The following is a 25942-nucleotide window of genomic DNA, read 5'->3' as shown; positions in this document are numbered from 1 at the left end:
AAATATTGTGGCGGCACTGCGGTGTTTAAATGGGAACATATTATACCCTCTAATTTTGGCGAGACTGGCTCGGATATGGGTGGTACTAACTTAGTTAATGTGTTCTCCTTTCACCCTTATAAAACCGGCTTTCCCGTTGCACAGTCCGTAGGGGTAGGTAAAAACACTTATAATCCTCAAGATTATAAAGACGAGTGGGAATTTATTCGTCGTTATATGGAAGACGGTCCGCAAAACCTGCCCAAACCACGCTTAAGCACCCATTTACCCATGCCTTTTCACGGTATTGAGGGGCATATTAGCCCGATGATTCATCTGGCAAAAAATAACCCCAGTGTGATCATAATTTTAATGTTAATCCCCGTCTTTTTAATCTTATTACCATTTTATACTATGGGTTACTTTATTTCGGAATGCCTATGTTGGCAACCTCGTTGGCCAAAAGTGATTAGGCAAGCCGGTAAACTGGGAAAACCGCTACCTAAAGAAACCACTCTATCGGATTACCCACCCGATGTACAAAAGGCCATTTTAGATAGTAGCCAAGAGTGGGGCGTAATTGATGACGAAACGGGCGAACTTATCGATTATGGTCAATTTAAAAGGCCCAAGAAAAAAGCTAGCCGAAAAAGAAAAACAAAAACGGTAAAACAAGCTGAAAAGCTAGTAAAAGGGAAGTCAGAAGATTAATTGGTAAGGTTAGAGCGAGTCTGCTTGAGTAAAGATGCCAAACGTGATCAATGTAATGAGCTAACCAAGGATCTAAGTGCGTTTTTATCCAGCAGTTCAGGGGACATTTTAATGCATATAACCGATTCTTATGTACAATATGTAGAAAAACATTGGTGAAATATTAACTTCATAATAAATATTATAACGTTATAATATATACGATAAATGTAATTAAAAGAAAAAGTGAATTGGCAATTACTGATTATTCGTTATCTGGTTTTAGGAAATGATCAATTAAGATTTATTGTCGTGAGCAAACGCTAATACTAACAACTCTTGATAACGCGTTATTGTGGGCGTAATGCAGATAACGATTATGATGTTTTTTGGACTAGTGGAATAGCAAAAGATGAAAACAAAGCAATATTGGTTCACTTAAACCATATTGGTTTTAAATTGAAGCGTATTTTTTAAGTTGATAGCTAAATTGGTTGTACTAGGAATTGCGTCGATGGCGGTTAATCGCATTAGCGGTTAAAAGTGCATTGGAAAGTAAAAATAAACAGCTTGTAGTAGTAGCATCCCCCCAAAATTACTATTCTGGTTGTACCATATCCATAATTCAACTAAAAGGTGAATCTTAGAATAAAAAATTACATATAAAGATCGAATGATTTATCAAAGCTAGATAGGGAATTGCTTTTTCAATCCAGAGAAGGGCGTTAACGTGATTTTTGAATAACAAAATGATCATGATAAGCTATTATAAAATAGTTAATTTTAATATGCTTATATGAGCCTAGTGGTAAAATAAGTGATTTGATGGAACGCTTTAAATCTTTTTGTAATTAACATTTTTGCTTATTCTTGTTGTTATGAGAGTATTATTTTTATCCACATATGAGGTACATGATATTATCAATTTAAGCAATCAATATTTTAGATTTATTGATTTCTTATAGCATTACTATTGGTGGTTATATTGGTATGTTTATAACATTAAAAGGTAATTATAAAATAAAGACAAAAATGCCCACGTAAAGATTTAAAGGCCTAAGCGGGGAAGACGTAAAGAATTAATGCAAGGCAATTGGCCAATAAAAAGTTAGAAAATTAGGCTACCAAAGAAAGATTAAAATTGGTAAAAATTAACCTGTAAATAAATATTTATCAAATGATTATGATGCAAATTTTTACTATTAAAAAGAATGTATAGAAAAAGTGTTATACAGATATGAGTGTTTAAATTATTAAATAAAATAGAAGGGTAAGCAAAGATGTGATCATGGCATAAATAGCCAACCTATCTGGCTTTATCTGTTCTAGGCGCTGATTTTTTGAAAAACAATGGTATAGAAATTTGTCATATGAAGTTATAATTCAGTCAAAACTAACATGTTACATATAAATCAATAATCGTGTTAGTAACAAACATAAAAAATTAAGGAATAAAAACAATGGGAAAAAATGTGGTTCGATTAGGTGACCCAACAACACATGGTGGGTCTGTAATATCTGCATCTTCAACGGCAATCATTGAAGGCAAACCAGTTGCTTTAATTGGTGATCTTGTAAGTTGCCCTAAAAAGGGACATGGTATAAATAAAATTATCGAAGGGGCTAAAATGAGCCTTTTTGATGGTAAAGCTGTAGTTATTGATCAATGTTTATGTGAATGTGGCTGTAAAGTGCTTTCTACAATTAGCTCAGCGGTAATGGAATAAATATTATGTCTTGGCCTAAACCTACTGTTATTGATCCGCTAGAAGCACCAAAAGCATTACATCTTGGAAGATGGTTATTCTTTTTTATCCTATTAATTCTCATTACAGGCATTGTGCTTGCATTAATGTGGCCTGATAAAAACTCTTTTTTGCAATGGACGTTTTGGTTAAGTATTGCATTTATTTCGGCAGCAATAGGAAGCATTGCTGTTAGTGTTCGGTTTTATCTTTATGGTCTTGCGCAAGAAGAATATGAAATATGGCAACTTGAGCAAAAACAAATTGAACAAAATTGGCAAGAGTGGGCAATGCAATCATTAATTGTTCTTAATAGTTTTTATGCTTTACCGAGTAAAATCAGCATAGACGATATTATGGAGAATAGTCAAAATCTGACTTCTCATGCAAATAAGCCTTTAATTTTTAATGATGATTTTGATCTGGCTGGATGTGTTGAAAGCTTATTTTTTTCAATGCGAGATGTATTATCTTTACTTTCTCCGAAAGAATCTATCAATATTATCGTTTACTCGTCACCTGAAGCATATGGTCTTTCTGAAAAAGATATCGATGTTGCTTATAAAAGTGCAAAAATCAAACAACCTTATACGATGTCTTATCAGATTATGAGTCAAGTAGATACTGACAAGTTAATTGAGCGGATAGAAAGCCCTCAATCCTCCATACAATTAATCATTATCAATAATACTGGCTCATCGGGTTCTGCTTTCATATGTGCTTTTTTATTTACTGATAAAAAATACTATCAAGATTTAGCTATTGATATTGGCAAAAACGAAATTTTACGACCTATGATAACTCAAGATATGCCGATAGGCATTCAGCAGATGGCTGAAATGCAATCAGTAATTCATCAGGTAAAACAACTTTGGTTTTCTAATTTAGATAAAAAACAAGAAGTTAATGTTGCTAAACAGTTGGCGGAATGGGATATATCTCCTGAACTGATGTATCACTTAGAAAATATTGCTGGTAATCAAACTGAGCTATCTTACTGGCTTTCATTGGTATTGGCATGTGAAATGGTAACTAAAACAAAACAAAATAATTTAATTGCTGCAATGAACCATAATCAATGGTTATTTTCAGTTGTGACAACAATAGATAGGGAGTCGTAAATGAAAAATAAATGGAAATGGATTGGCTTAATTTTTATTATATTATTGATTGCACTATTGTTAGCGTTAGGGCTCTTTTTTTGGGGGGATTGGTTTGGCTATGCAACAGTAAGAGAAAAATCTCAATTATGGATACAAGGGATGTTATTGTTATTTGGTTTACTGCTAACCCCTATTCTTATTACAAATAGCTATAAATTGTGGGCAAAAGACAAAACTAAGCGTGAATCTCTCAATCCCGTCAAAAATAAAAAACCAAAAGAGCCACAGCCATTTGCTGAATTTTTGGATATTAAAAAACAGTGTAGATATCGTTTAGGACCATTTTGGCGTTATAAAATTTGCAAATGTTTAGTATTAGGTTTTCATTCCGACGTTGAGCTTTTGTTACCTAATTTACCAAAAGATCAGTGGCAGTTGTGCGATAATACGTTAATGGTATACGGTGGTGATATTCAAGATGAGCCAAATATACCGTGGTTGCAAGCCTTAAAAAAGCATTTTTCGCGTATTTTGCCATTTTTTACTAAACCAATAGATGCTGTTGTTTGGGTTACACCTAAACAGTACCTTGATAATAATCGCCGGCAACAATTATTGCTCGAAAAGGCTGTACTAAAATTACAAGCTCGCAATAAGGCTTTAAAATGGTGTGCGCCACTTTATTTAGTTGCAGGACAACAAAGCCAATGGTCACAAAAAGGGCGAATAGAACAAAGTGTTGGTTTGCTTTTTACTGAATTAAAACAAGAGGCAATGGAGCCGGTTGTTGTATCTCTTAATCAATTAGCTCAAGAATGCAGCCAACGAGGCGTGAGACAAATCAAAGATAATACCAATTATTCGTTTTTACTCAAATTAAGCCAAGACTTGGTTAAGCGCGATATTTCTAATATTAAGCGTTATTTGACTTCTTTGATTTCCTTTCCTTATTCTCCGAATGTTCGTGGGCTTTTTTTTACTCCTCACCAATCACAGACCCATGAAGAAACGTCTATTTTTGAACATTCCTTAGCAATGACTCCGACATGGCAATCTATTCGAGATGATGCCAACGCACAAATGGGTCGGCGAATGGGGATACAATGGGATATTTGGTCCTGTTATGCTGTAATTTCATTTATGGGAATAATGTGTATAGCACTATGTACTTCATATTTTCGAAATGCATCTCTCATTGATGATAGTTTTGAGCTTGTAAAGCAAGCGGACGGTTCGATTAAGAAAGATTATACCTCACGGTTACAGATACAGCATCAGTTACAACAACATCTAGAACAGTTACTTTATCGCCAAGAAAAAGGCGCTCCTTTATTTTATCGTTTTGGTTTAAATCATAATGATGAAGTGCTTAAAAGAATGTGGCTTACCTATCGTGCAACTAACTCACGTAATATTGCAACGCCACTTCATAATATCATGACTGACTATTTGACTTTATTAACCGAATTACCGCCTGGTGATTCTAGAAGGGAAAAATTGGTCGATTCAGCATATGATGTGTTAAAAGCCTATTTAATGATGGGTCGCCCAGATAAGAGCGATGGGCTTTATTTGAGTGAATTTGCCACAAAAAAATGGCGTACGCCAGAAGGTGTGAGTGATGGTGATTGGCAAAGGTTGATGCCCGACTTAGTTCGCTTTTGGGGGCAAATGCTTAACCTACACCCTAATTGGGCACAAAATAATGATGCGCGTTTAGTTAAAGATGTTAGGCAAATTTTAATTAATAAAATTGGTGTGCAAAATGCACTTAATACTCTTTATCAAGAATTGATTCAGCGAGCGAGCCAACATTATGCAAATCAAAATTTGAATCAGTTACTTGAAGGCTTAGACAGCCAAATGCTGTTTTCAACCGATGTTGAAATACCCGGCGTTTATACCCGCAAAGCTTGGGATGACACCATTAAAAGCGAAATTGCTGAAATGGCAAAATATCGCAAAGAACAAATTGACTGGGTGTTGAGTGATGGAGAAAGCGATTTAACTGCTTCGATTTCTCCTGATACGTTAAAAAAACAACTTACCGATCGGTATTTTAGTGAGTATGGTGCTGCATGGCAATATTTTCTAAATACGATACAATGGCATTCATCTAATAATGTTTCAGATGTTATTGAACAACTTACCTTACTTGCTGATACTCGGCAGTCCCCTTTAATTGCTCTAATTAATGTGGTCAAATATCAGTCTGAAGTGGCGTATTCGGGGGACGGGTTATCAGATAACTTAATTCGTTCAGCGCAAGAACTGATTGGGAATAAATCAAAAACAGGATTACCGATAAATAACGAAGCGTCAGGGCCGTTAACTGCTACATTTTCACCGGTTACTAGCTTGCTTAATAGTAAAAATACCGATGGGCTTTCTTTACAAACTTACTTATTACGTATTACACAAGTTCGCTTAAAATTACAAAATATAGCTAATAGTGCCGACCCTCAGGCCATGATGCAAGGATTAGCAAAAAGTGTTTTTAAAGGTACTTCAATTGATTTAACCGAAACACGAGATTATGGTAATTTAATTGCTGCTAATTTAGGTGAAGAGTGGTCAGGATTTGGTTATAGCCTATTTAAACAACCATTAGAACAATCTTGGCAAGTGGTGTTAGCACCCGCAGCCAATAGCTTTAATGAGGTTTGGCAAAATTATATTGTTAGCCAATGGGAAAAATCTTTTGCAGGGCGTTATCCTTTTAAAAATAGTGGTAACGAGGCATCATTAGCTGAACTTGCACGTTTTTTGCGTGCCGATACAGGCCTTATTGATAATTTTATTACCAGTGAACTAAGTGGCGTATTAGAAAAGAAAGGGGGAAGCTGGGTTGTTAACTCTGTAAATGCTCAAGGCCTTAACTTTTCGCCTAAATTTCTTGATACATTAAAATTATTTAATGAAATATCGGCAGAATTACTTGCAACAGGGGATGTGGCTTTGTCATTTGATCTGATGCCACGTAGTGGTAACAAAATTGCGCGGACCGAATTGTTGATTAACAAACAAAAAATAGATTATTTTAATCAAACCCCTACATGGAAGCGCTTCAATTGGCCTGGTGATGGATACTCATCTTACTCACAATTAAGCTGGAGTAGTGATACCTCAGGACTACGACTTTATCAATATCATGGCGGTGATTGGGCATGGATTCGTTTGCTTGAGTCTGCATCTGTTAAACCGTTAGATTCAAGTCGCTATGAACTTATTTGGAAAACGCCTGATCACCGTAAGTTAAAATTCATTTTACGTACTCAGTTAGGTGGTGGGCCATTAACGTTATTGAAGTTGCGTAATTTTACTTTACCGAAAACGGTATTTGAATAACGATTAATTAAAATAAAATGTTGGATTATTATTATGTTTAGCCAATTACTAAGCCGTTTTTTGGGGCAACAAGCTCCTAATGAGTCAGTGAAAGTAGAATTAAATCAACATTGGGATAATTGGTTACAACCAATTACGCCCGATAAGCCTACAGGAGAAGACCTAACATATCACGATACGTTTCAAAATATTAAAGAAGAGATCACAAAATTATCAGGGATTGATTACTCTCTGATTGTTACGGAAAGTGAAACAATATTAAAACAACATAGTAAAGATATCCGTGTTGTAACTTATTATTGTTTGGCTCGTTTATATATAGATGGTGCTGAGGGGTTTGCTGATGGTGTTGAGCTATTAGCTGGATTATTAGATAAATTTGGCTCATCAATTTATCCTTCACGGCAAAATATCCGTAAAAACGCGATAGAATGGCTTGCTAATGCAAAATTTATTGATCAGCTTACTCACTTGCAACCTTTATCTGAGCATTGTTTGACGCGTATTATTGTTGCATTAAATCAAATTGATCATTGCTGCCAAAAGTTATTTGTTAGCGATAATCCTGATCAATCTATCGATCCTCCTAACTTATCTGCATTAGTTCACTTTTTTAATAGTGGTATAAATCAATCGGTTAAACTTTCCAGTGTAGAAAATACAGCTTCAGCTACGCCAGTTTCTTCTCCGCAGCAAGAACCAGCTAAAAATATAACCGAAATAAAGATCAGCTCTCAACGTGATGTACTCGATCAGGCGCGTAAAATGGCCTCTTTTTTGCGTGAAAAACCAGAAGGGTACCTTGCTGCTGGTCGTTTTTTACGAGTGCTTAGGTGGGATACGGTTATTGATTTGCCACCCGCTGATCATAGAGGAAAAACGCGATTACCAGCACCAAGAACAGAACTTAAACAACATATTAGCCGTTTAATTCTTCAACAACAGTGGACAGAACTTTTTGAGCGTGTTGAAGCGGCTTTTATGGAAAGTGCTAACCATTTCTGGTTAGACTTGCAACGAGCAACGGTAATGTCGCTACAAAAAATGGGAGAGCCTTATCAATCATGGGCTGATATTTATTTAACGGACATTGGTTTAATGTTAGAACGGCTAAATGGTATTGAGCGCCTATTTTTTGAAAATGGTATGCCATTTGCTGACGATGAAACATTAAACTGGATTGCAAATAATGCTCGCATTCATCATTTAGATGAAGGTGACAGCATGGTACCTATAGCTGTATCTGGCGAGAATGATTGGAACGAAATTGAAAAACAAGCTCTTGAGCTTGCTCATGCTGAAAACTTAGAAAAAGCATTTTATTGGCTACAAAATTTGCCATTACTGCGCTCTCCTAAACAACGATATTTGTTGCGCTATACTCAGGCGAGAGTGGCAGAACAGCTTGGTAAACAAGATATTGCATTAAACTTATTAATTGGGCTAAATAATCAACAGCAGTCTTTAACTTTATTACAATGGGAGCAGGAATTATTATTTGATGTTAAGCGATGTTTATTGCGTTTAATTAAGCAAAAAAATAAATCCAAAGAGATAATAAAGCCACATTTATTGGAGTTAAGAGAGTTGTTACAGCAAGAGCTAACCGAACTCGATCCAGCTAGAGCATTAAGTGTGATGTAATTTTATAAACTATAAAAAATAATCAAACTAACGAATATGAAAATAAAGAGATAAATAATGGATGATCTAATTTTACGTTATTACGAATCTGAAATGCGCTACTTGCGAGAAGCTGGAAAAGAGTTTGCTAAAATTCATCCTGATAGAGCAAGCCAACTTAATTTAGATCGAGTTGGTGATCGCGATCCTTATGTAGAGCGATTATTTGAAGGTTTTGCCTTTTTAACGGGGCGATTACGCCAGAAGATTGATGATGATTTACCTGAACTTACCGAAAGCTTAGTTAGCTTACTTTGGCCTCACTATTTACGGCTGATTCCGTCATTATCTATTATTGAGTTGACGCCAAATTATGAGTCTTTATCTCGCCCTGAAGTTATTCCGATGGGGTTGCAAGTGCAAACAGAGCCGCTTGGCCCGACGGGCACAAGATGCCCATATCGTACGACGCAAGCGGTGAAGCTACAACCTATGAACATCAGCCAAGCCAAACTTGGCATCCATCATGATGGCCGTAGTATGATTACGCTTCGCCTAAGTTTTAGTGCGTTAGCCGATTTTGAACAACTTGACTTATCTCAACTAAGATTATATTTGAATGCTGATGGGCCAATTGCATCAACATTACATTACATGTTAACCCAACAAGTTGCATCAACACATTTTCGTTATGCAAATCGACCGGGAGAGCGTATAAATTTCCAAGGAAAAATAACACCTGTTGGTTTTGGTGAAGATGAGCGATTGTGGCTAAAACCCGATAATGCTTTTGCTGGATATCAACTTTTATTAGAGTATTTTGCTTTTCGCGAAAAATTTATGTTTGTTGATTTGCATGGGTTAAATGCTTGTGAGCTCTCGAAAGAGTGTAACTACATAGACATTGAACTATTGCTTAACCAAGCTTGGCCAAGTGATATGCCTTTTGACCATGGTAATATTCGTCTGCATTGTGTACCTGTCATTAATTTGTTTGAGATGGAAGCCGATCCTATTATTGTTAACCAATTAGAAAGTGAATACCTGCTTCGCCCATTATTGCGCCAAGATGGGCATGTTGAGATTCATTCTGTCGAACATGTAGAAGCTATCACTCGTAATGGACGTTACCATTATGTGCCTTTTACCAGTTTTAAACATCGGGGTGGTATGTTACGACATGATGCACCAGAAAGGTATTATCATACTCGAGTTCGTAAAGGTGCATCAGGTTTGCATGATACTTGGTTAATTTTGGGGGGCAAAACTTGGGGTAAAGAAGAGGAGCTTGAGGCCGAAACGTTATCATTACGAGTAACGGGTACTAACGGTATGTTACCACGTAAAGCATTACGTAATGCTCGAATTCATGAGCTGTGCTATTCTCAAAACAGCATATCTAAAGTACAGAATTTATGTTCTCCAACATTACCTTGCTATCCACCAACAGAAGATCGTTTTTATTGGCGAGTATTATCCCATTTAGCACCTAATTATTTGTCATTAATGAATGCCGAAGTGTTACGTGGGACTCTTGCTTTGTATGATTGGACCGATAACGAATTAAATCGTCGGCGTTTAGAGGGGATAGTAGAAGTATCCCACCGAATGATTAAACGTATTGAAAAAGGGATGTTACAGCGAGGAATAGAAATTGAGGTGACAATTAACAGTTATCAGTTTACAGGTGAAGGTGATGTGATGCTTTTTGGTGAGTTGTTACACCAGTTTTTTGCATTATATGCCGATGTTAACTTATTTACACAATTAGTGATTATTCTTTTACCTACAGGAAATAAAATTGTATGGCACCACAGCAAAGCATCGAAAACAGCCCTTTAATGCAGGCGCTTGAAAAACAACTGCCAAAATTGAATTTTTACCGTTTTTGTCAGTTAATTGAACAAATTTATGCAGATGGGCCGGTGTTGGGTAAACATGAAACGCCAGTTGCGGATCCTTTGCGTTTTGCGCCATCAATAGACATGTCTTTTCCTGCAAGTGAGCTTAAATATATAGAGAGAGCGCCTTATATTAATCGGCCAGCCACAGTTAGAACTCGATTTTTAGGTTTGTACGGTGTTGATGCAGTATTACCACTAGGATTACTTGATAATATTATTCGTCGTGAAGAAAATTACCAAGCTATGACAGACTTTTTAGATATATTTAACCATCGTATAATAACGCAGTTTTATCGAATTTGGTTGAAATATCATTACCCAGCAAGCTTTTTAGATGGTGGAAAAGATCCAATATCACTATCTTTACTTGGATTAACAGGATTCGGTATAAAAGGGGCAACAGAACAAGTTGGTACCCCATCATCGCGTTTTTTAGCATTATTAGGTTTAATTACACAAAAAACGCGCACCGCAGAAGGAATAGTCGGGTTAGTTCGTGTATTAGTCAATGATGCAAAAGTTGTTGTAAGTGAGTTTTTTCCTGTCTGGCAATCAATTGATAATCCTGCTCGGCTAGGAAGCAAAGGGAGACAAAGAGCAGCTTTAGATGGTGGTGCTATATTAGGATCTCGCTTTAAAGAGTGCAATCAAACCGTTCATATCGCAATTACGCCGCAACACGAAAACCAAATTGCAGATTTACTTCCTGGAGGGCAACTATATCGCGACCTGTTGGCTTTGTTACGCGCTTATTTAGGTTATCAAGTTGATGCTAAAATGACACTCTATATTCAACGCCAATTTTTACCTCGTAGTCAATTGGTATCTAAAAATAGTCGATTAGGACAAACAGCATCATTTAATAAAAAAACAGTAAATGCTAAATCGGTTCCAGATGAAGTCGCTATAAATTTAGGGTATTATTCTGGAATTAGTTATGCAGCATAATATAAAGAAAGGAAATAAATATGAGAATAATGAATATATTGATTGCTATTTTATTAACTATATGGCTAACAGGTTGTGGTATAGCACAAAGAGTCTCGGAAAAGGCTGCTGATTTAAGTAACTCTATTTTTACATGGGATGTGAGAACATTACATTTAGATATTACAGCAAGATCTGAATTAAATATGGATGATGATGGTCACTCTTCACCTGTTGTGATTCGTATTTATCAATTAAAAGAAACTGATGCTTTTAATAGTGTTTCTTATCAAGAAATAGTTGAGCAAGATAGTGATGCATTAAAAGAGTCGATGATTGAAAGTAAAGAAATTGTATTAAAACCAAATACTGCTAGTTCCATTGATGTTTCATTTGATCAAAAGGCCAAAGCGGTTGGTATTGCAGCTCTTTATAAAGAGCCAAACTTAAATGAAGATAATTGGCGACTTGTTTTAAAACGAGGAGATTTAAACATTACAAAGCCACGCGAAATAATAGCAAGTCAATATACAATCAAATTGGTGGATGAAAAATAAATGGGTGCATCGTTGTATGACCAACTTTATGGTTATTTTCAATCAGGTATAGCGGTTGATGATGTGGCTGAAAATGAACAAACAATTATCAGCGTGATGGATAATATCGAACGTATTTTAAATAGCCGAGCTGGTGCTATAAAGCACTTGCCAGACTATGGATTACCTGACATGTCAACAATCTTTCAGGCTTTACCATCATCAGCTTATGTTTTAATGAGAGCGATTGAACAAGCATTGTTAAAGTATGAGCCAAGACTTGCATCGATCGAGGTTAACATTGCTGAAGAAAGTAATGATACAATGGTGCTTGGATATGAACTTGTTTGTTATTTTAAAGAAGGAGGGCTAGTTAAGTATGGAACCTATTTTATGCCTGATGGCAAAGCACATCTAAAATATACACGAAAAGGTCACCATTACAAATACTCCTAAGGATTAGCTTGTGTGGATTTTACCTATCAATACAAACACAGGCTGGCAAAGATGCTGTAAAACCTTTATACTAACGGGATAAAGGTTTAATACGATGATCAATAATCATATTGATTCATCCCCCGTTCTTTAACATCATCAATTGGAAGAAAACTATGCATCCGATGCTGAATATCGCTATCCGTGCTGCTCGTAAAGCAGGGAATGTTGCCATTAAGGCTTATGAAAACCCAAGTTCAATCGAGATTGAAGCCAAAGGCACTAATGATTTTGCTACTAATGCTGATCGTGCAGCTGAAGCTTTGATTATTGAGACAATCAAAAAAGCTTACCCTGATCATACTATTATTGCTGAAGAAAGTGGTTTGGCGAAAGGGAATGATGCTGATTCGCAGTGGATAATCGATCCAATTGATGGTACGACTAATTTTATCAAAAATATTCCACATTTTGCTGTGTCAATCGCTGCCCGAGTTAAAGGTAAAACCGAAATTGCTGTGGTTTATAACCCAATGAGTAATGAGCTGTTTACCGCTGCTCGTGGTAAAGGTGCTCAGCTTAATGGTTATCGTATTCGTGTTAGTAATGCCAAGGATCTGGAGGGCAGTGTGCTTGCTACTGCGTTCCCATTTAAAGCGAAACAATACAGCGATAGCTATTTTACTGTTTTACAAAAATTGTTTGTTAAATGCGGTGATTTTCGCCGTGCTGGCTCGGCTGCGTTAGATCTTGCTTATGTTGCTGCTGGTCGTTTAGATGGTTTTTTTGAAATTGGTTTAAAACCGTGGGATATCGCAGCCGGTGAGCTTATTTTGCGCGAAGCTGGTGGGGTTGTTACTGATTTTGCTGGCGGTAATAACTATATGGTTTCTGGTAATATTGTGGCGGGTAACCCTCGTGTTGTTAAAGATTTATTGGTTTCTACCCAAAACGAATGGCCAGAAAATCTTCGTAATTAACCTTTCTTTGTTTTCCTAAGGCAGGGTTAATCTTACCCTGCTGTTTTATGCTTATTTTCGTGCCCCCTTTTTTATTTTGGGTATATACTGATTGCCAACAACATAAATAATAAGTGGGGGATGCTTTGAATGAAAACTGTCCAATACAATTTTATTGTCGAAGAAATGAGCTGTGCATCTTGCGTTGGGCGCGTTGAAAAGGCACTCAAGAAAGTAGATGGTGTGATTGATGTTAGCGTTAACCTTGCTACCGAAATAGCAACGGTTAATGCTAATGCTTCTGTTAAGCTGGAAGTCTTAATGTCGGCAGTGGATAAAGCCGGTTATCATGCAGTTGAAATTACCGAATCAACGGATAAGCAAAAAAAATCTAAAAGGCAATCATCTATATACCCAATTATTATTGCTATTATTTTTGCCATTCCTTTTGTCTTCCCTATGTTATTAGCTTTGTTTGGTTTGAATTTGATGATGCCAGCTTGGTTGCAATTGGTTATTGCATCTATAGTGCAATTTGGTTTGGGGGCAAAATTTTATCGAAGTGCTTTTAATGCGGTTAAAGCGTTGTCAGGCAATATGGATTTACTGGTTGCTATCGGCACTAGTGCGGCGTATGGGCTGTCAGTTTATCAATTTATAACGGGAAATACTGAACATCTTTATTTTGAGTCTTCAGTGGTGATTATCACCTTAATTTTGGTGGGAAAATGGCTAGAGTCAAGCGCTAAACATCAGACCACACAAGCGATTGAAGCACTTTGTGCTTTAAGGCCGGATATCGCCTTAGTTAGGCGAGGTGATCAGGAAGTAAGTTTACCAATAAGCCAAGTTAAAGTTGGTGATATTGTTATTGTTAAACCTGGTGATCGTATCGCGGTTGATGGCATTGTGATAGAAGGTGAATCAAGTAGCGATGAGTCGATGTTAACTGGTGAGAGTTTGCCTGTCAATAAAATGGTTAACGATGTAGTTACTGGTGGCACGATTAACGGTGAAGGATTATTGATTGTTAAAGCGACCGCCATTCTGGCCGATTCAACACTATCGAAGATTATCGAAATGGTTGAATCAGCTCAGGCAAAAAAAGCGCCGATTCAACGCATTGTTGATCGCATTAGTGCGATTTTTGTGCCGATGATTTTATTAATTGCACTTATTACGTTATTGGCATGGGGAATAATATCGCATGATTGGCAACAAGCATTACTTTATTGTGTTGCGGTGTTAGTGATTGCTTGCCCATGTGCTTTAGGGCTGGCAACGCCAACAGCCATTATGGTGGGTACTGGAGTAGCTGCTCGTCATGGTATTTTATTTAAAGATGCCGAAGCATTAGAAACACTGCATAGTATTAATACGGTCGCATTTGATAAAACAGGTACTTTAACCATGGGCAAACCTGAATTAGTCGAAATGGATATTATAAGCAGCGAGACGCCCGAGCAAATTTTGTCGATTGCTGCATCATTGCAAGCGGGTAGTGAGCATCCACTAGCTAAGGCGATTTTAAGTAAAGCAGGACAGTTTCGTTATGCGCAAAATATGACTTCAGTAACAGGTTCAGGTGTAATGGCTACCCTTGATAATACCGAATATTATTTAGGAAGTTTGCGTTGGATGAAGTCATTAAACGCTTATTTTATGAATATGGATGATAAAATTAGCGAATTAACTAACAAAGGTTATACCGTTTCATTTTTAGCTAAACAACAGTTAGAAGGCAATGTAGTGATTTTGGCGGTATTAGGTTTTGCTGATACGATTAAAGATGAAGCCAAAAGTGCAATTGATGCGCTTCATCAACTACATGTTAATACGGTAATGTTAACTGGTGATAATCAGAAAGCAGCAAATTATGTCGGCGATCAGTTAGCTATTGATCGAGTTATTGCTGAAGTATTGCCTCAAGACAAAGCAAATTATATCTATCAATTACAGAAAGAAAGCTATACACAAGCCAATAATCAAGTGGCTATGGTCGGGGATGGTATTAATGATGCGCCTGCTTTGGCTGCTGCCGATATCGGTATTGCTATGGGAACGGGCACCGATGTGGCAATGCATGCAGCAAGTATTACGCTGATGCGAGGCAATTTATTTTTAATCGCTGATGCGATTGATATTTCGCGTCGAACTTATAATAAAATCAGGCAGAATTTATTCTGGGCATTTGTCTATAATTTGATTGGTATTCCATTAGCGGCGCTAGGTTATTTAAACCCAATGATTGCTGGCGCAGCGATGGCGTTAAGTAGTGTGAGTGTGGTTACCAATGCATTGTTACTCAAACGTTGGAAGGCCAAGAGCGGAAAATAAATCGTATAAAGTTGGTGGTAGCATAAGGAGGCTAATGGCCTTCTTTATTATTCGTTATCATTAATCAATTCAATAAATTCGTATAAATGTTGTTAAAATATTTTAGCTTATGTCTATGTTTAAGCATCAATACCGCAATAGGCTATTTTGCTTTTGTCAGTTGCTTACTCAGCTTTTTTAGGGTGATATTTATCTAACATCATATTGCTGAATTTATTGTTTGGGTCTAACTGTGCTTTAAGTTTAAAAAAACGTGCTGCTTGTGGGTAGGCACGCTGAAACTGTTCAGCTGTTGCATGCAACTGATAGGGTAAATAATAGCTACCATTGTTTGCTAGTGCGGCGTCTATGAGTTCTCGAGTCCAGATGCCTACTTGTTTTTTGCTGTTTTCATCAGTCGCTTGCTGATAATAAATAACAAAAGCGAACACTTCAGTTTTAGCCCATGCTAGTAGCGAGCCACTATCTGGCTTAGCATGACGAATCGAAATATTGATGACATTAGCTTGATGTTTTTTCAAAATAGCAATGAGTTCTGGGTAAAAATCATCAAATCGTTCTATTGGGATAAAATATTCTTCTAGTGCGTAACTTTTGTCTTTATTGGCAATAGGCTCTAAATTAGATACATCGTAGCTTGCTTCATAGTTACGCCACATGACAGGTTGTTTTGTGTAATCAACTTCATCATATAATTTACGCAACTGTTTGCCCAAAGTTGATGAGGTGACGATTTTTATTTTTTGTTCCTGAGTCCGCGAGTATTGTGTATTAGGTTTTAACCTGTCTAAAATAGTTAATGGCTCTTGAGTTTGTTTAAATGTAACGGCGCGGACTGTTTCAAAATCAGGTGGATACATTACTGAGTTGTGGAATATTGCACTTTTGTCAGAACGAATATGTTGAGTAAAATACGAGTAATATTTTGTTATTGGCATGACTTCGCTGATGCGCTTAACTTTAACATTATCAACAAGTTGCAATGTGACTTCAGTAATAATTCCTAAACCGCCATAACCACCAATTGCGCCATAAAATATATTTGAGTTTTCTTTTGGGCTGGCGATGACTATTGAGCCGTCAGCCAGTACAATTTTGAATTTTTCTACTGATAGTATTATAGGGCCTTCCCCAATATAGCGACCATGCACATTAACACTGAGTGATCCACCAATGCTAAAATTGGCATAACTTTGCATAATTTTCACTGATAAGTTGTAAGGATCAATCAATTCTTGTACTTGGCGCCAGTTGGCACCTGATTCAATGGTTAAAAGTTTTTGTTCAGGATTAAAATCAATCACATGGTTAAGTTTTTTGGTATCTATCTGGATTGCCCCTGTTATTGCAGTTTGTCCACCCATGCTGTATTTGCCACCAGCTATACTGATTGGACCCGAGGCATTTTTAACCAGTTCAGCAACTTGTTGGGTGGATTCAGGCTGAACAATAGCCGCGACTTGTACTGGTGTCATGCCTGTCACATCATTGACAACAACAGCTTGCGTTTTTAATGGTAGTAACAGGCAAAGACAGCAGCTTAATAAATGTAATTTTTTCATCATAATTTAATATCTAATTGATATATAATCAAATAATTGATTCTATCTGATTACAAAGAATTCATCAACAAAGGTAAGGTCTAATGTTGTCAAATAGTGATAATAACCAAGATACATTTCATCTTTATAAATTTTTAAGCACATTTGAAAAACAGGTTCAGTATAATCTCCCGTTAAAATTACACTTAGACTTTCTTGAAAAGTTAGTGTTTTGATATCTTGCTTCGTATTAAGCTCTAATTCGGTGTAGTTATTATTAAGAATGTGCGTTAAGCTTGTCATGGCGGGTTTTTTTAACTTACTATGGATTAATTCAATATCTGTAGATTTTAGATAATCAGATAGAAGCATCATGATGATAAATCCTAATATTTGCAGATAATCACATTAACCTTAATTGCTGTTATTTATTTAACTAAGCTATATTGGCTTTAACAAATATGATTATTTTAGCTAATCTTTTAAATATATTATTGTTTTGCGTATCAAACTTTATCGATAAAACCTATAAGCCATTATTGATGAGTTTGAAACCGATTTGTGCGCCTTTTCCTTGTTCTGTGACAAAAACGCCCACCGCACAGATCAGCTGTTCATTATAGTAAACCATTGGGATTCGTGTTCGCATCCAAGGTGGAATATGATGTTCTTGCCATAGCTTTTTTATCGCTCTTGAGCCTTTTCTATTAACAATCTGTAGTTGCCCTTGAGCATGAAATCGAACGGTCACTTGCTCATCTGCACGGGGTAAACGGCAAAGTAAAGGGGGTTGATAATTCACCTGTAATTGCCCCACATTATCAGGAAGTGTTAACGGCAACGTTAAATCCCAATTAAGTATTTGCGATTCAATGTTTTGGTATAATGGCAATAGATAAAGCTGGTTTTGATAACGACGGATTTGTTTGTTATGTAATATAAATTGGGGATTGGCATCTTCTTTAGCTAAAGCAACGGTTTGCCAAATTAAGGTGAGTTGCTGTTGGCTTGGCATGTTGATTTGTTGCGATCGAAACCACATGCGTAAAATGGCTTTACGTTTATATTCTGAATAGCCAAATAATGGTGTTAAACACAATTGCCCTTGCTCGGTTGTGGCTTGTTTAAAATCAGCCAATAATAATTCATTAATTAATGCTTCTTGTTGCTGGCATAATTCAGCGCTGCGAGCCACCATTTGCGAAAAATGTGGCCAACGTTGGTTAAGGTGTGGTAATACCTTTAAGCGTAAAAAATTGCGGTCGTAGTGATCATCTTGGTTACTTTCATCTTCTATCCAGTTAAGCTGATGATGTTTAGCATAAGCTTCAATTTGTGCACGTGTAATGGTTAGTAGTGGTCGAAGATGGTTTCCGTTTTCAATCGGCATTGCAGATAAGCCAGTTGGGCCACTGCCACGTTTTAGCGCTAAAAAAAAGGTTTCGCACTGATCATCAAGATGTTGTGCGGTGCACAAGGTTTCATTATGATGTAAATGGTGATAAATGGCTTGGTAGCGTGCATTTCTGGCTTGTTCTTCAATATTGCCTGCTTGCCGATCAAGTTTGACTTTTTCAATAATTAATGGCACTTGCCAAATTTGGCATTGTTGTTGACAATGTGCCGCCCAGTTATCAGCGTTTGCGCTTAAACCATGATGAATATAAATTGCTCTAAGTTGTAGATTTGGTAACTGTTGCTTTAAATTGACTAATGCTTGCATTAATACGGTCGAATCGATGCCACCACTAAAGGCAACGAGTAGCGATTGTCGGCCATTTAGGTGTGGTAAAATAGTTTGTTCAACCATGCTGTTGATTTGTGTTTGGCTTTGATGGCTCATCTGCTATCCATTTCTACTAATTTATGCTTATTTATACCAAGCTTTGTAACGCATTCACTTTATTTTTATGTCGTTCGATTCTATCTAGGCCTGCGGCAAGATCAGCAATTAAGTCATCAGGATCCTCAAGACCAATATGTAATCGGATTAATGTACCTTTAAAATCAATCCCCGATACTGGACGTATTTTGGCAAGATCTTCAGGTTGATTAGCTAAAATTAATGATTCAAATCCGCCCCATGAATAAGCCATGGAAAAGTGGGTCATGTTATCTAAAAAATCAGATAATTGGACATCGCTTAAATGTTCTTGAAGGACAAATGAAAATAGACCACAGGCACCACTAAAATCGCGTTTAAAAAATTCATGCCCTTTGCAATTTTCTAATGCTGGATGATTGACGGTTGCCACTTTAGGATGATTGGCTAACCAATTTGCCACTTTTAAGCTGCTTTCGTGATGTTGCTTGAGCCTAATTGCTAGGGTTCGTAATCCACGCGTTGCCATATAGGCGGTATCGGCATCACACATCTGCCCCATTAAATAAGATCGTTCACGTAACTTATCCCAACAACGTTGGTTGGTAACCGCGGTACCTAACATGGCGTCTGAGTGACCAATTAAATATTTAGTGCCAGCTTGAATTGAGATATCAACGCCGTGCGCTAACGCTTTGAATAACACGCCGGCTCCCCAAGTGTTGTCCATCATAATGACGATTTCAGGATTCACACTGCGAATGGCTTTAACGATTGCTGGCACATCTTGGACTTCCATCGTAATTGAGCTTGGTGATTCTAAAAATACAACTTTAGTATGGGATTTGATATATTTGATAATATCACTCCCCACTAGTGGCGAAAAGTAATCGGTTTCTACTCCAAAATCTTTTAATATATGTTCACAAAATTCTTGAGTAGGTTCATAACTGGCTTCAGATACAAGGATATGATCGCCATTTTTCACAAAAGCTAAAATGGCATTAGCAATTGCTGCGGCCCCACAAGGATAAAGGTAGCAACCTGCACCGCCTTCAATTTCGGTCATGGCTTCTTGTAGGGCAAAATGGGTTAATGTGCCACGGCGCCCATAGAATAGAGCCCCTTTTGCTCGATTTTCTGTGGCTTCTTTTTTGGCTTCTATTGAGTTAAAAACCAGCGATGAAGCTCGCTGAATAACAGAATTTACCGCTCCTTGGGTGTAGAGAGTTTTTCGACCAGCATGAACTAATTTTGTTTGTAAAGACATGACGCATCCTTAGTGATCTGATAAATTTCGATAACAGTTAGCATAGCATGCTGTTAAAATAGTAAAAAATAATTTTTGTTTAAACTGGCTTATCCAACATGTTAATTGCCCAACTTGCCCATTTAGATACAGCAGAAGTGAATTATTCACTACTGTCACCACAAGTCATTAATGATGCTCAATTATTAAATGGTGCACGGAAAAAACAGTTTTTAGTTTGTCGATCAATTTTAGCGAATTTACTTAAACAATATTGTCAAATTGCTAATTTGCCGATGATGATCATTGGTGATAATCGCCGTCCCTGCTTTTTAGAGCCACATCTTCCTGATTTTAACATCAGCCATAGCCAAGATTGGGTCGCGGTTGCGATATCGTTAAATGGCAAGGTAGGGCTTGATATCGAAGTTGCTCGGCCGCGTCACAATTATGTAAATGTCGCCAAAAATTTTTTTGCTGATGAAGAATATCAATGGATGCTAAAACAAAGCGATACATTAACCGCCTTTTGGCAACTTTGGACATTAAAGGAATCTGCGCTGAAATTATATGCTAAAGGCGTTTGGCAAATAAGATCGGTAAAAGTAGATATTGAAAACCAGTTAATTCACGCCCCATTTGGACAGGACTTTTATTATCAGTATCAACAAATTGGCGATATTCATCTTTCTGTTAATTGTGATGCACCGATTAAGCAATTGGTATTGCAATCGTAAAGGATAGAACGTTACTACGTGGTTAATATGGCAAATAGATATCATTATTGGTTATACCTTAAATTTTATTTGATGGGCTACCCCAAAATGGACAAATATCACTTCTATGATATAAATAACAATCATAGAACAACTCATTATAGTCAAAACACTTAGTAGAGCTTAAACAATAGGTGGGGGATTATGCCTTATCTCATGCCCCTCTTTCATTAACTGAAAATCGCTAACCATTTTGGTGCACGTTTAGTCGTATTAAGCTTAGTGCACGATATCAGGCATATAGGGCTATTATGTGTCAGAAAGAACAATAAATCGACATGGTAAAAAATCAGTCAGAAAACATATTGATTTTATTGAGGTTTTTATTGTGCCTATTTTAGGCTTCAATATTACGCCAGAATATTGAAAAATATTTCAAGTTAGATAACGATAGTGGGTTTTTAATCTGCATCTTCAAAGTAATCGCTATCAATTTGCTTCATTTCATAAACCTGTCTTGTTGAACGCCCACATTGTAATCAATCATTAATTCAGCCAATCTAGCACCATTAATTAAAATGATTTTTACATCTAAATGTTTAAACATAATTTCTTGCCGAGAATATCTTTTTACAGGTATTGATAGTCCCGTGAGTTTTACACAGGTATTTATAACGATAAATTTCAAATAGTTAACTATATTTTATTTTGGTTTATAACGTTGCAACTCCTTAGACCAAATAAAATCTTGATGCCAAGTTGAGTTTACTTGTTTAACGCGGATATCATAATAACCATCTGTTTGGTGTTTAAGTAACATTAGAATGTTTTTTTCCTCGCTGATCGTATGTTCACGAGTACGATCTTTATGCCATGCACCAGCTGTATCTTTATAAAAATACATTGGCTCAGAAAATATATTTATAATCTTTTCCCCTTTAATCATGAATAATTGCAATGCTTGAAAAAAAGCACCTCCGCCTGAATAAGTTTCCATAAAATGAGCTCTCACTCCAAATACTAATGTATCTGGTGCTATGCGATAATTTGCCAAATCAAATTCCTTGTACGACTGTGGCGGTACAGGACCATCTTCGTAAATCGCTGGGCTGCCTAGATTGCTATTTTCCCAAGAAACTGGTTGTTCAATTAACCCGCTACGAGCAATAGGAGTAAAAATATTGTTTTGCCATTTAAATACACCAAGATAAAATTTTTTGGCTTGCCATAAATCAGAATCCTCTGAACACGTTGTATCTTGGTATTTTTGGGCAGATTTAGCACCTTTTTTATTTCTAGCAAAACAAGCCATACCTACATAAGTATTATCGTCACCCCAAGCTTTAGCGCCAACAAGCGTGACTAATGATAAATCTTCTTCAGGAGCAATCCAATTTAGGTAAGCGATTTTATCTATATCATCTGGTAAAGCCCCGAACTCGTTAATTGATTCTAAACCTTGTACTTGCTCTGCAAAAAATTGCTTACCTTCTGAATATTGAATGGCATTTGGTACTTCCCCAAGGCTTTGTACGGTTTTAGCATAAACTAAATGCATGCTAAAAAGTACACATAAGCTAAAAAAGATCTTTATTTTTCTCATAACATTTTCTTTATTTAGTATTTGTTTATCTTTTAAATTAGATATATATCTTGTAAGATTTTTTTATTGTTATTATCCAATTGGTATTCTTGTGCCAGCCAATTGTCGATAGTGTTATAACGTTGTTTTATGGCGTCAAAGGCTGCTGTTAAATATTCTTCTTTGGCTGCAAAGATTAATTTGCGGTTTTCGAACTCTTCAGTGGTAAGTTTATTTTGATATTGGCTTAATAGGTATTCTCGATAGTCTGCTAATAGTTGTTCTGTTAATAAATAATCTTGCATGATAGTTTCTTCACTCACTCCTAAAGCAAATAGTGTTAATGCTACACCAACACCAGTACGATCTTTGCCAACAGCACAGTGTTGTACTAAAGGTTTTCCTTGTGAGCTGAGTAAGATAGATGAAAGTTTTTGGTATGCAACATTATTAAATGGTAGTAGCTGATAAAGCCTAATCATAAAATCAAATGGCGCATTTTTCTTGAGTGTTTTTTGAGTATTGTTTAGATCACTGGTTAAGCTAGCGGTAACTGTATCATTCAATGGATTGGCTGGTACATTAATATACTGAGTATTTTGCCATAATTTATCGGGATTCCGTGTAATTTCGTCATTATCGCGATAGTCCAAAATATAATGCAGATTTAATTCATCACATAAAAAATTTTGCTCTTCTGGTGTAATAAGTGAGAAGGCACCTGAACGGTATAACATGCCAGAGCGAATTTGGCGACCGTCGATTGTTTTAATACCGCCTAAATCGCGAAAATTAATTCCATTTTTTATTGGTACAATACAATTCATGACTAATCCTTATTTATGCTTAACTTTACTTGCTATATTAACATGTTTCTGATTAGAATTAATCCATTGTTTCCGCTTCATAAATGATTAAGGTACTTACTATGTCAATGTTATCAATTTTGCTTTCTAATCAACAGGCTCCAACCCAGTGGGGAAAAGACGCACTGCTGAGCTTCTCAGATAATACTATTACTATTCACTATAAAGCTGAACGTCGTTTGGATATGATTCAACGTGCAGGGCGAAAGCTAGATAGCCAAGAAATCAATTCAGTTAAGTTAGTTGGCGAAGATTGGGATCTTGAAGCTTGTTGGCATTTTTGGTTAGGTTATCGTAATGCTAAAAAAAGCGCTGAAGTAATTGGGCCAAAACTTGATACTAAAGACGAACAAGAATTGGAACATCGCTTAGAGATTATTGATTGGTGTCGGGATATTGTTAATGAGCAAGCCGAGACATTAAGCCCTGTTGAGTTAGCGGTAAGAGCAGCTAAGTTAATTAGTACTTACTCGTCTGATGTTGATCATAGAATTATTTCAGGCGAAGCTTTAAAAGAACACAATTATATGGGGATCTATACGGTAGGTAAGGGATCGGATAGGCCTGCCGCTTTTCTTGAACTTGATTATAATCCGACTAAAAACCCTAAAGCGCCAATTGTTGCTTGTTTAGTGGGTAAAGGTATTACCTTTGATTCTGGTGGTTATAGCTTAAAACCAAGTAGCTTTATGGAATCAATGCGTGCTGATATGGGAGGCGCAGCGCTAGTAACGGGTGCTTTAGCCTTGGCGATTGCAAGAGGGTTAAATCAGCGTATCAAGCTTTATTTGTGTTGTGCCGATAATTTAGTGAGCGGTAATGCATTTAAATTAGGCGATATTATTCATTACCGTAACGGTAAAACAGTAGAAGTTAATAACACCGATGCTGAAGGACGACTTGTGTTAGCTGATGGTTTAATTTGTGCCGATAATGACAAACCACATTATATTATTGACTGCGCAACCCTTACAGGTGCGGCAAAAATTGCGGTGGGTAATGATTATCAATCATTACTTACATTTGATGATAACTTTGCTAACCAATTGTTAGCTAGTAGCCATATTGAAAATGAAGCATTTTGGCGATTACCATTAGCAGAATTTCACCGTTCTCAATTCCCATCATCGTTTGCCGATATGGCAAACTCAGGATTGCCTAATACCGCAGGAGCCAGTACCGCTGCGGCCTTTTTATCACATTTCATTGAAAATTATCAGAAAAATTGGCTACATATCGATTGTTCAGCAACATTCCGTAAAAGCGCCACCGCCTTATGGGCTGCAGGGGCAACAGGAGTTGGGATTAGGACGGTTGCTAATTTGCTTAGTCACCTTAAATAATCTCTAAATTTATCAGAAAGCTAAAAAAGCCACTGTGAAAGTAACACCATTCAGTTAAGCTTTTTTAATCGGATAGAGTAACGGATTTTAGAACAACGAAAGCCCCTTTTTGGGGCGTTATATTTTGTCAGGCCAAAATATAACGTTTAACATTTTCTTGTATGCGCAGGAGTTTTTTAACTGATCAGTGTTAAGTTTTTAAAGGTGCTTTTTAATCAAGATATTATAACTATATGTTAAATTAAGATAAAAAAGTCATAGAATGCGAAATCTTGCACATAACTAAAAGTATAACGAGATAAATCAAATCAGATTTTAAGTATCGTTAAACATAATTACAAAACTCTAATTGCTCAGCGTTAATATTAGAAGCCCTTTCAGAGCTTCTACCAACCGCAAGCGGCTCTTAAAGGTTTTATAGCTTCATCAAGCCCAGTTATAGTAAATGTGGTATTGACAGGATTTTCGCTGTACGGTGTTACTTGCACAAAATATTTGTTTTTTGTTTGTAGATTTTTCAGAAAATCAGTGATTTTTACAGATGTTTTATTATTAGAACCATGATAAAACATAGAGCTATGGTTGGTTGCAATTGACCATTTCATATTTGAAACGGCTTTCTCTGAATCAATTCTTGTCGTTGGATAAATTGTGTTAGAACCCAAGAAAGTATCAAACCCAATATACATTTCAGTTATCTTCTCTTTGCAGCGTATAACTAGGTAAGGAGTTTTTTCACCGTATCTCACTTGTATTGGCGTATCTGCATCAAGAGTTAGCATTACAGTCTTGCTATCGTCTATTGGTGATACATCTTCTGTAACAACCCATTTACCCATATTGTTTTCATCAGATTTTACCTCAACTTTTCTTTCAAAAAGAGAATCATAACAAGAGAGTCTTTGCTTGCTATCAGTCATAGATTTGCATGTGTCAATTTTTTTATCAAGCGAATCATTAGCTAATGCTAAAAAAGGGAATATAGATAAAATAAATAAAGTTTTTTTCATAATAAAATCCGATAACTTAAATGAAGTAAATATTAGTGCATATTTCTCACTAAATCAACGATAATGTATAGCTTTATAAAATTATATAAATCCAATATATCTATATTGTATGTTTTTAGCATTGAAATTAAGCCGACTAAATATAGTTGGATTTTTTTATTCATGCGTGAGTAATTTTATTTTGGTAATTCTAAACAGTCGCTATCAGGATATATGGATACAACTAT

The 25942-nt window shown here is 36.4% G+C and carries 20 protein-coding genes; 13 read left to right on the top strand and 7 right to left on the bottom strand.

Going from position 1 to position 25942, the window contains the following annotated elements:
- From A9G45_RS08695 to A9G45_RS08645, 11 genes are all read left to right on the top strand, one after another.
- The coding region (locus A9G45_RS08695) for a DUF6708 domain-containing protein (RefSeq protein ID WP_218057080.1) at positions 1–690 on the top strand (690 nt) is incomplete at its 5' end.
- Between the two features lie 1439 nt (positions 691–2129).
- Positions 2130–2396, top strand: coding sequence for a PAAR domain-containing protein (locus A9G45_RS08690; RefSeq protein ID WP_065567186.1), 267 nt, complete (start codon positions 2130–2132; stop codon positions 2394–2396).
- A gap of 5 nt (positions 2397–2401) precedes the next feature.
- A complete protein-coding gene (locus A9G45_RS08685) occupies positions 2402–3535 on the top strand; it encodes a hypothetical protein (protein WP_065567185.1) in 1134 nt (377 codons plus the stop codon).
- Positions 3536–6865: an ImcF-related family protein gene (locus A9G45_RS08680; protein WP_065567184.1), complete on the top strand. Its 3330-nt coding sequence runs from the start codon at positions 3536–3538 to the stop codon at positions 6863–6865.
- A gap of 33 nt (positions 6866–6898) precedes the next feature.
- Positions 6899–8509, top strand: coding sequence for a type VI secretion system protein TssA (tssA, locus tag A9G45_RS08675; RefSeq protein ID WP_065567183.1), 1611 nt, complete (start codon positions 6899–6901; stop codon positions 8507–8509).
- Between the two features lie 57 nt (positions 8510–8566).
- A complete protein-coding gene (gene tssF, locus A9G45_RS08670) occupies positions 8567–10330 on the top strand; it encodes a type VI secretion system baseplate subunit TssF (RefSeq protein ID WP_065567182.1) in 1764 nt (587 codons plus the stop codon).
- Entirely contained in the window at positions 10294–11340 is a 1047-nt protein-coding gene (tssG, locus tag A9G45_RS08665; protein WP_065567181.1) for a type VI secretion system baseplate subunit TssG, read from the top strand. The genes tssF and tssG overlap by 37 nt, the downstream gene beginning before the upstream one ends.
- A gap of 20 nt (positions 11341–11360) precedes the next feature.
- Entirely contained in the window at positions 11361–11876 is a 516-nt protein-coding gene (gene tssJ / locus A9G45_RS08660; protein WP_065567180.1) for a type VI secretion system lipoprotein TssJ, read from the top strand.
- A complete protein-coding gene (gene tssE / locus A9G45_RS08655) occupies positions 11877–12311 on the top strand; it encodes a type VI secretion system baseplate subunit TssE (RefSeq protein WP_065567179.1) in 435 nt (144 codons plus the stop codon).
- 155 nt (positions 12312–12466) lie between these two features.
- The gene (suhB, locus tag A9G45_RS08650) at positions 12467–13270 is read left to right on the top strand and encodes an inositol-1-monophosphatase (protein ID WP_065567178.1); all 804 of its coding nucleotides are present in this window, start codon (positions 12467–12469) and stop codon (positions 13268–13270) included.
- Positions 13271–13399: 129 nt separating this feature from the next.
- Positions 13400–15586 (top strand): heavy metal translocating P-type ATPase, encoded by a 2187-nt coding sequence (locus tag A9G45_RS08645; protein WP_065567177.1) that lies wholly within the window; start codon positions 13400–13402, stop codon positions 15584–15586.
- A gap of 164 nt (positions 15587–15750) precedes the next feature.
- Here A9G45_RS08645 and A9G45_RS08640 read toward each other — a convergent pair whose 3' ends face one another.
- The 4 genes from A9G45_RS08640 to metC all read right to left on the bottom strand — a co-directional run bounded on the left by A9G45_RS08640 (position 15751) and on the right by metC (position 20219).
- On the bottom strand, positions 15751–17151 hold the full coding sequence (locus A9G45_RS08640) for an FAD-binding oxidoreductase (RefSeq protein ID WP_141673647.1): 1401 nt from the start codon (positions 17149–17151) through the stop codon (positions 15751–15753).
- Between the two features lie 39 nt (positions 17152–17190).
- On the bottom strand, positions 17191–17502 hold the full coding sequence (locus tag A9G45_RS08635; protein ID WP_065572390.1) for a hypothetical protein: 312 nt from the start codon (positions 17500–17502) through the stop codon (positions 17191–17193).
- A gap of 151 nt (positions 17503–17653) precedes the next feature.
- Positions 17654–18946, bottom strand: coding sequence for a tRNA lysidine(34) synthetase TilS (gene tilS / locus A9G45_RS08630; RefSeq protein WP_176701625.1), 1293 nt, complete (start codon positions 18944–18946; stop codon positions 17654–17656).
- A gap of 55 nt (positions 18947–19001) precedes the next feature.
- Entirely contained in the window at positions 19002–20219 is a 1218-nt protein-coding gene (gene metC / locus A9G45_RS08625; RefSeq protein ID WP_065567175.1) for a cystathionine beta-lyase, read from the bottom strand.
- 98 nt (positions 20220–20317) lie between these two features.
- On the opposite strand from metC, the gene A9G45_RS08620 reads away from it, so the two are divergent.
- Positions 20318–20935, top strand: coding sequence for a 4'-phosphopantetheinyl transferase family protein (locus A9G45_RS08620; protein WP_065567174.1), 618 nt, complete (start codon positions 20318–20320; stop codon positions 20933–20935).
- 682 nt (positions 20936–21617) lie between these two features.
- Here A9G45_RS08620 and A9G45_RS08615 read toward each other — a convergent pair.
- Both A9G45_RS08615 and A9G45_RS08610 read right to left on the bottom strand, forming a co-directional pair.
- Positions 21618–22517 carry a hypothetical protein gene (locus A9G45_RS08615; protein ID WP_141673646.1) on the bottom strand — a complete coding sequence of 300 codons (900 nt, stop codon included), beginning with the start codon at positions 22515–22517 and terminating at the stop codon, positions 21618–21620.
- A gap of 32 nt (positions 22518–22549) precedes the next feature.
- Entirely contained in the window at positions 22550–23323 is a 774-nt protein-coding gene (locus A9G45_RS08610) for a tyrosine-protein phosphatase (RefSeq protein WP_065567173.1), read from the bottom strand.
- An 83-nt stretch (positions 23324–23406) separates the two neighbouring features.
- Between A9G45_RS08610 and pepB the strand changes: the two genes are divergently transcribed.
- Positions 23407–24705, top strand: a complete 1299-nt coding sequence (gene pepB / locus A9G45_RS08605; protein ID WP_065567172.1) for an aminopeptidase PepB — start codon at positions 23407–23409, stop codon at positions 24703–24705.
- A 386-nt stretch (positions 24706–25091) separates the two neighbouring features.
- Here the strand turns inward: pepB and A9G45_RS08600 are convergent, their stop codons facing one another.
- Positions 25092–25715, bottom strand: a complete 624-nt coding sequence (locus A9G45_RS08600) for a type VI secretion system-associated protein TagO (protein WP_065567171.1) — start codon at positions 25713–25715, stop codon at positions 25092–25094.
- Positions 25716–25942: the final 227 nt, after the last annotated feature.

It is taken from the genome of Gilliamella sp. HK2 (assembly GCF_001690265.1).
Taxonomy (GTDB): domain Bacteria; phylum Pseudomonadota; class Gammaproteobacteria; order Enterobacterales; family Orbaceae; genus Gilliamella; species Gilliamella apicola_C.
Note: the sequence above shows the minus strand (reverse complement) of the source record. Positions and strands in the feature narration are given on the sequence as shown.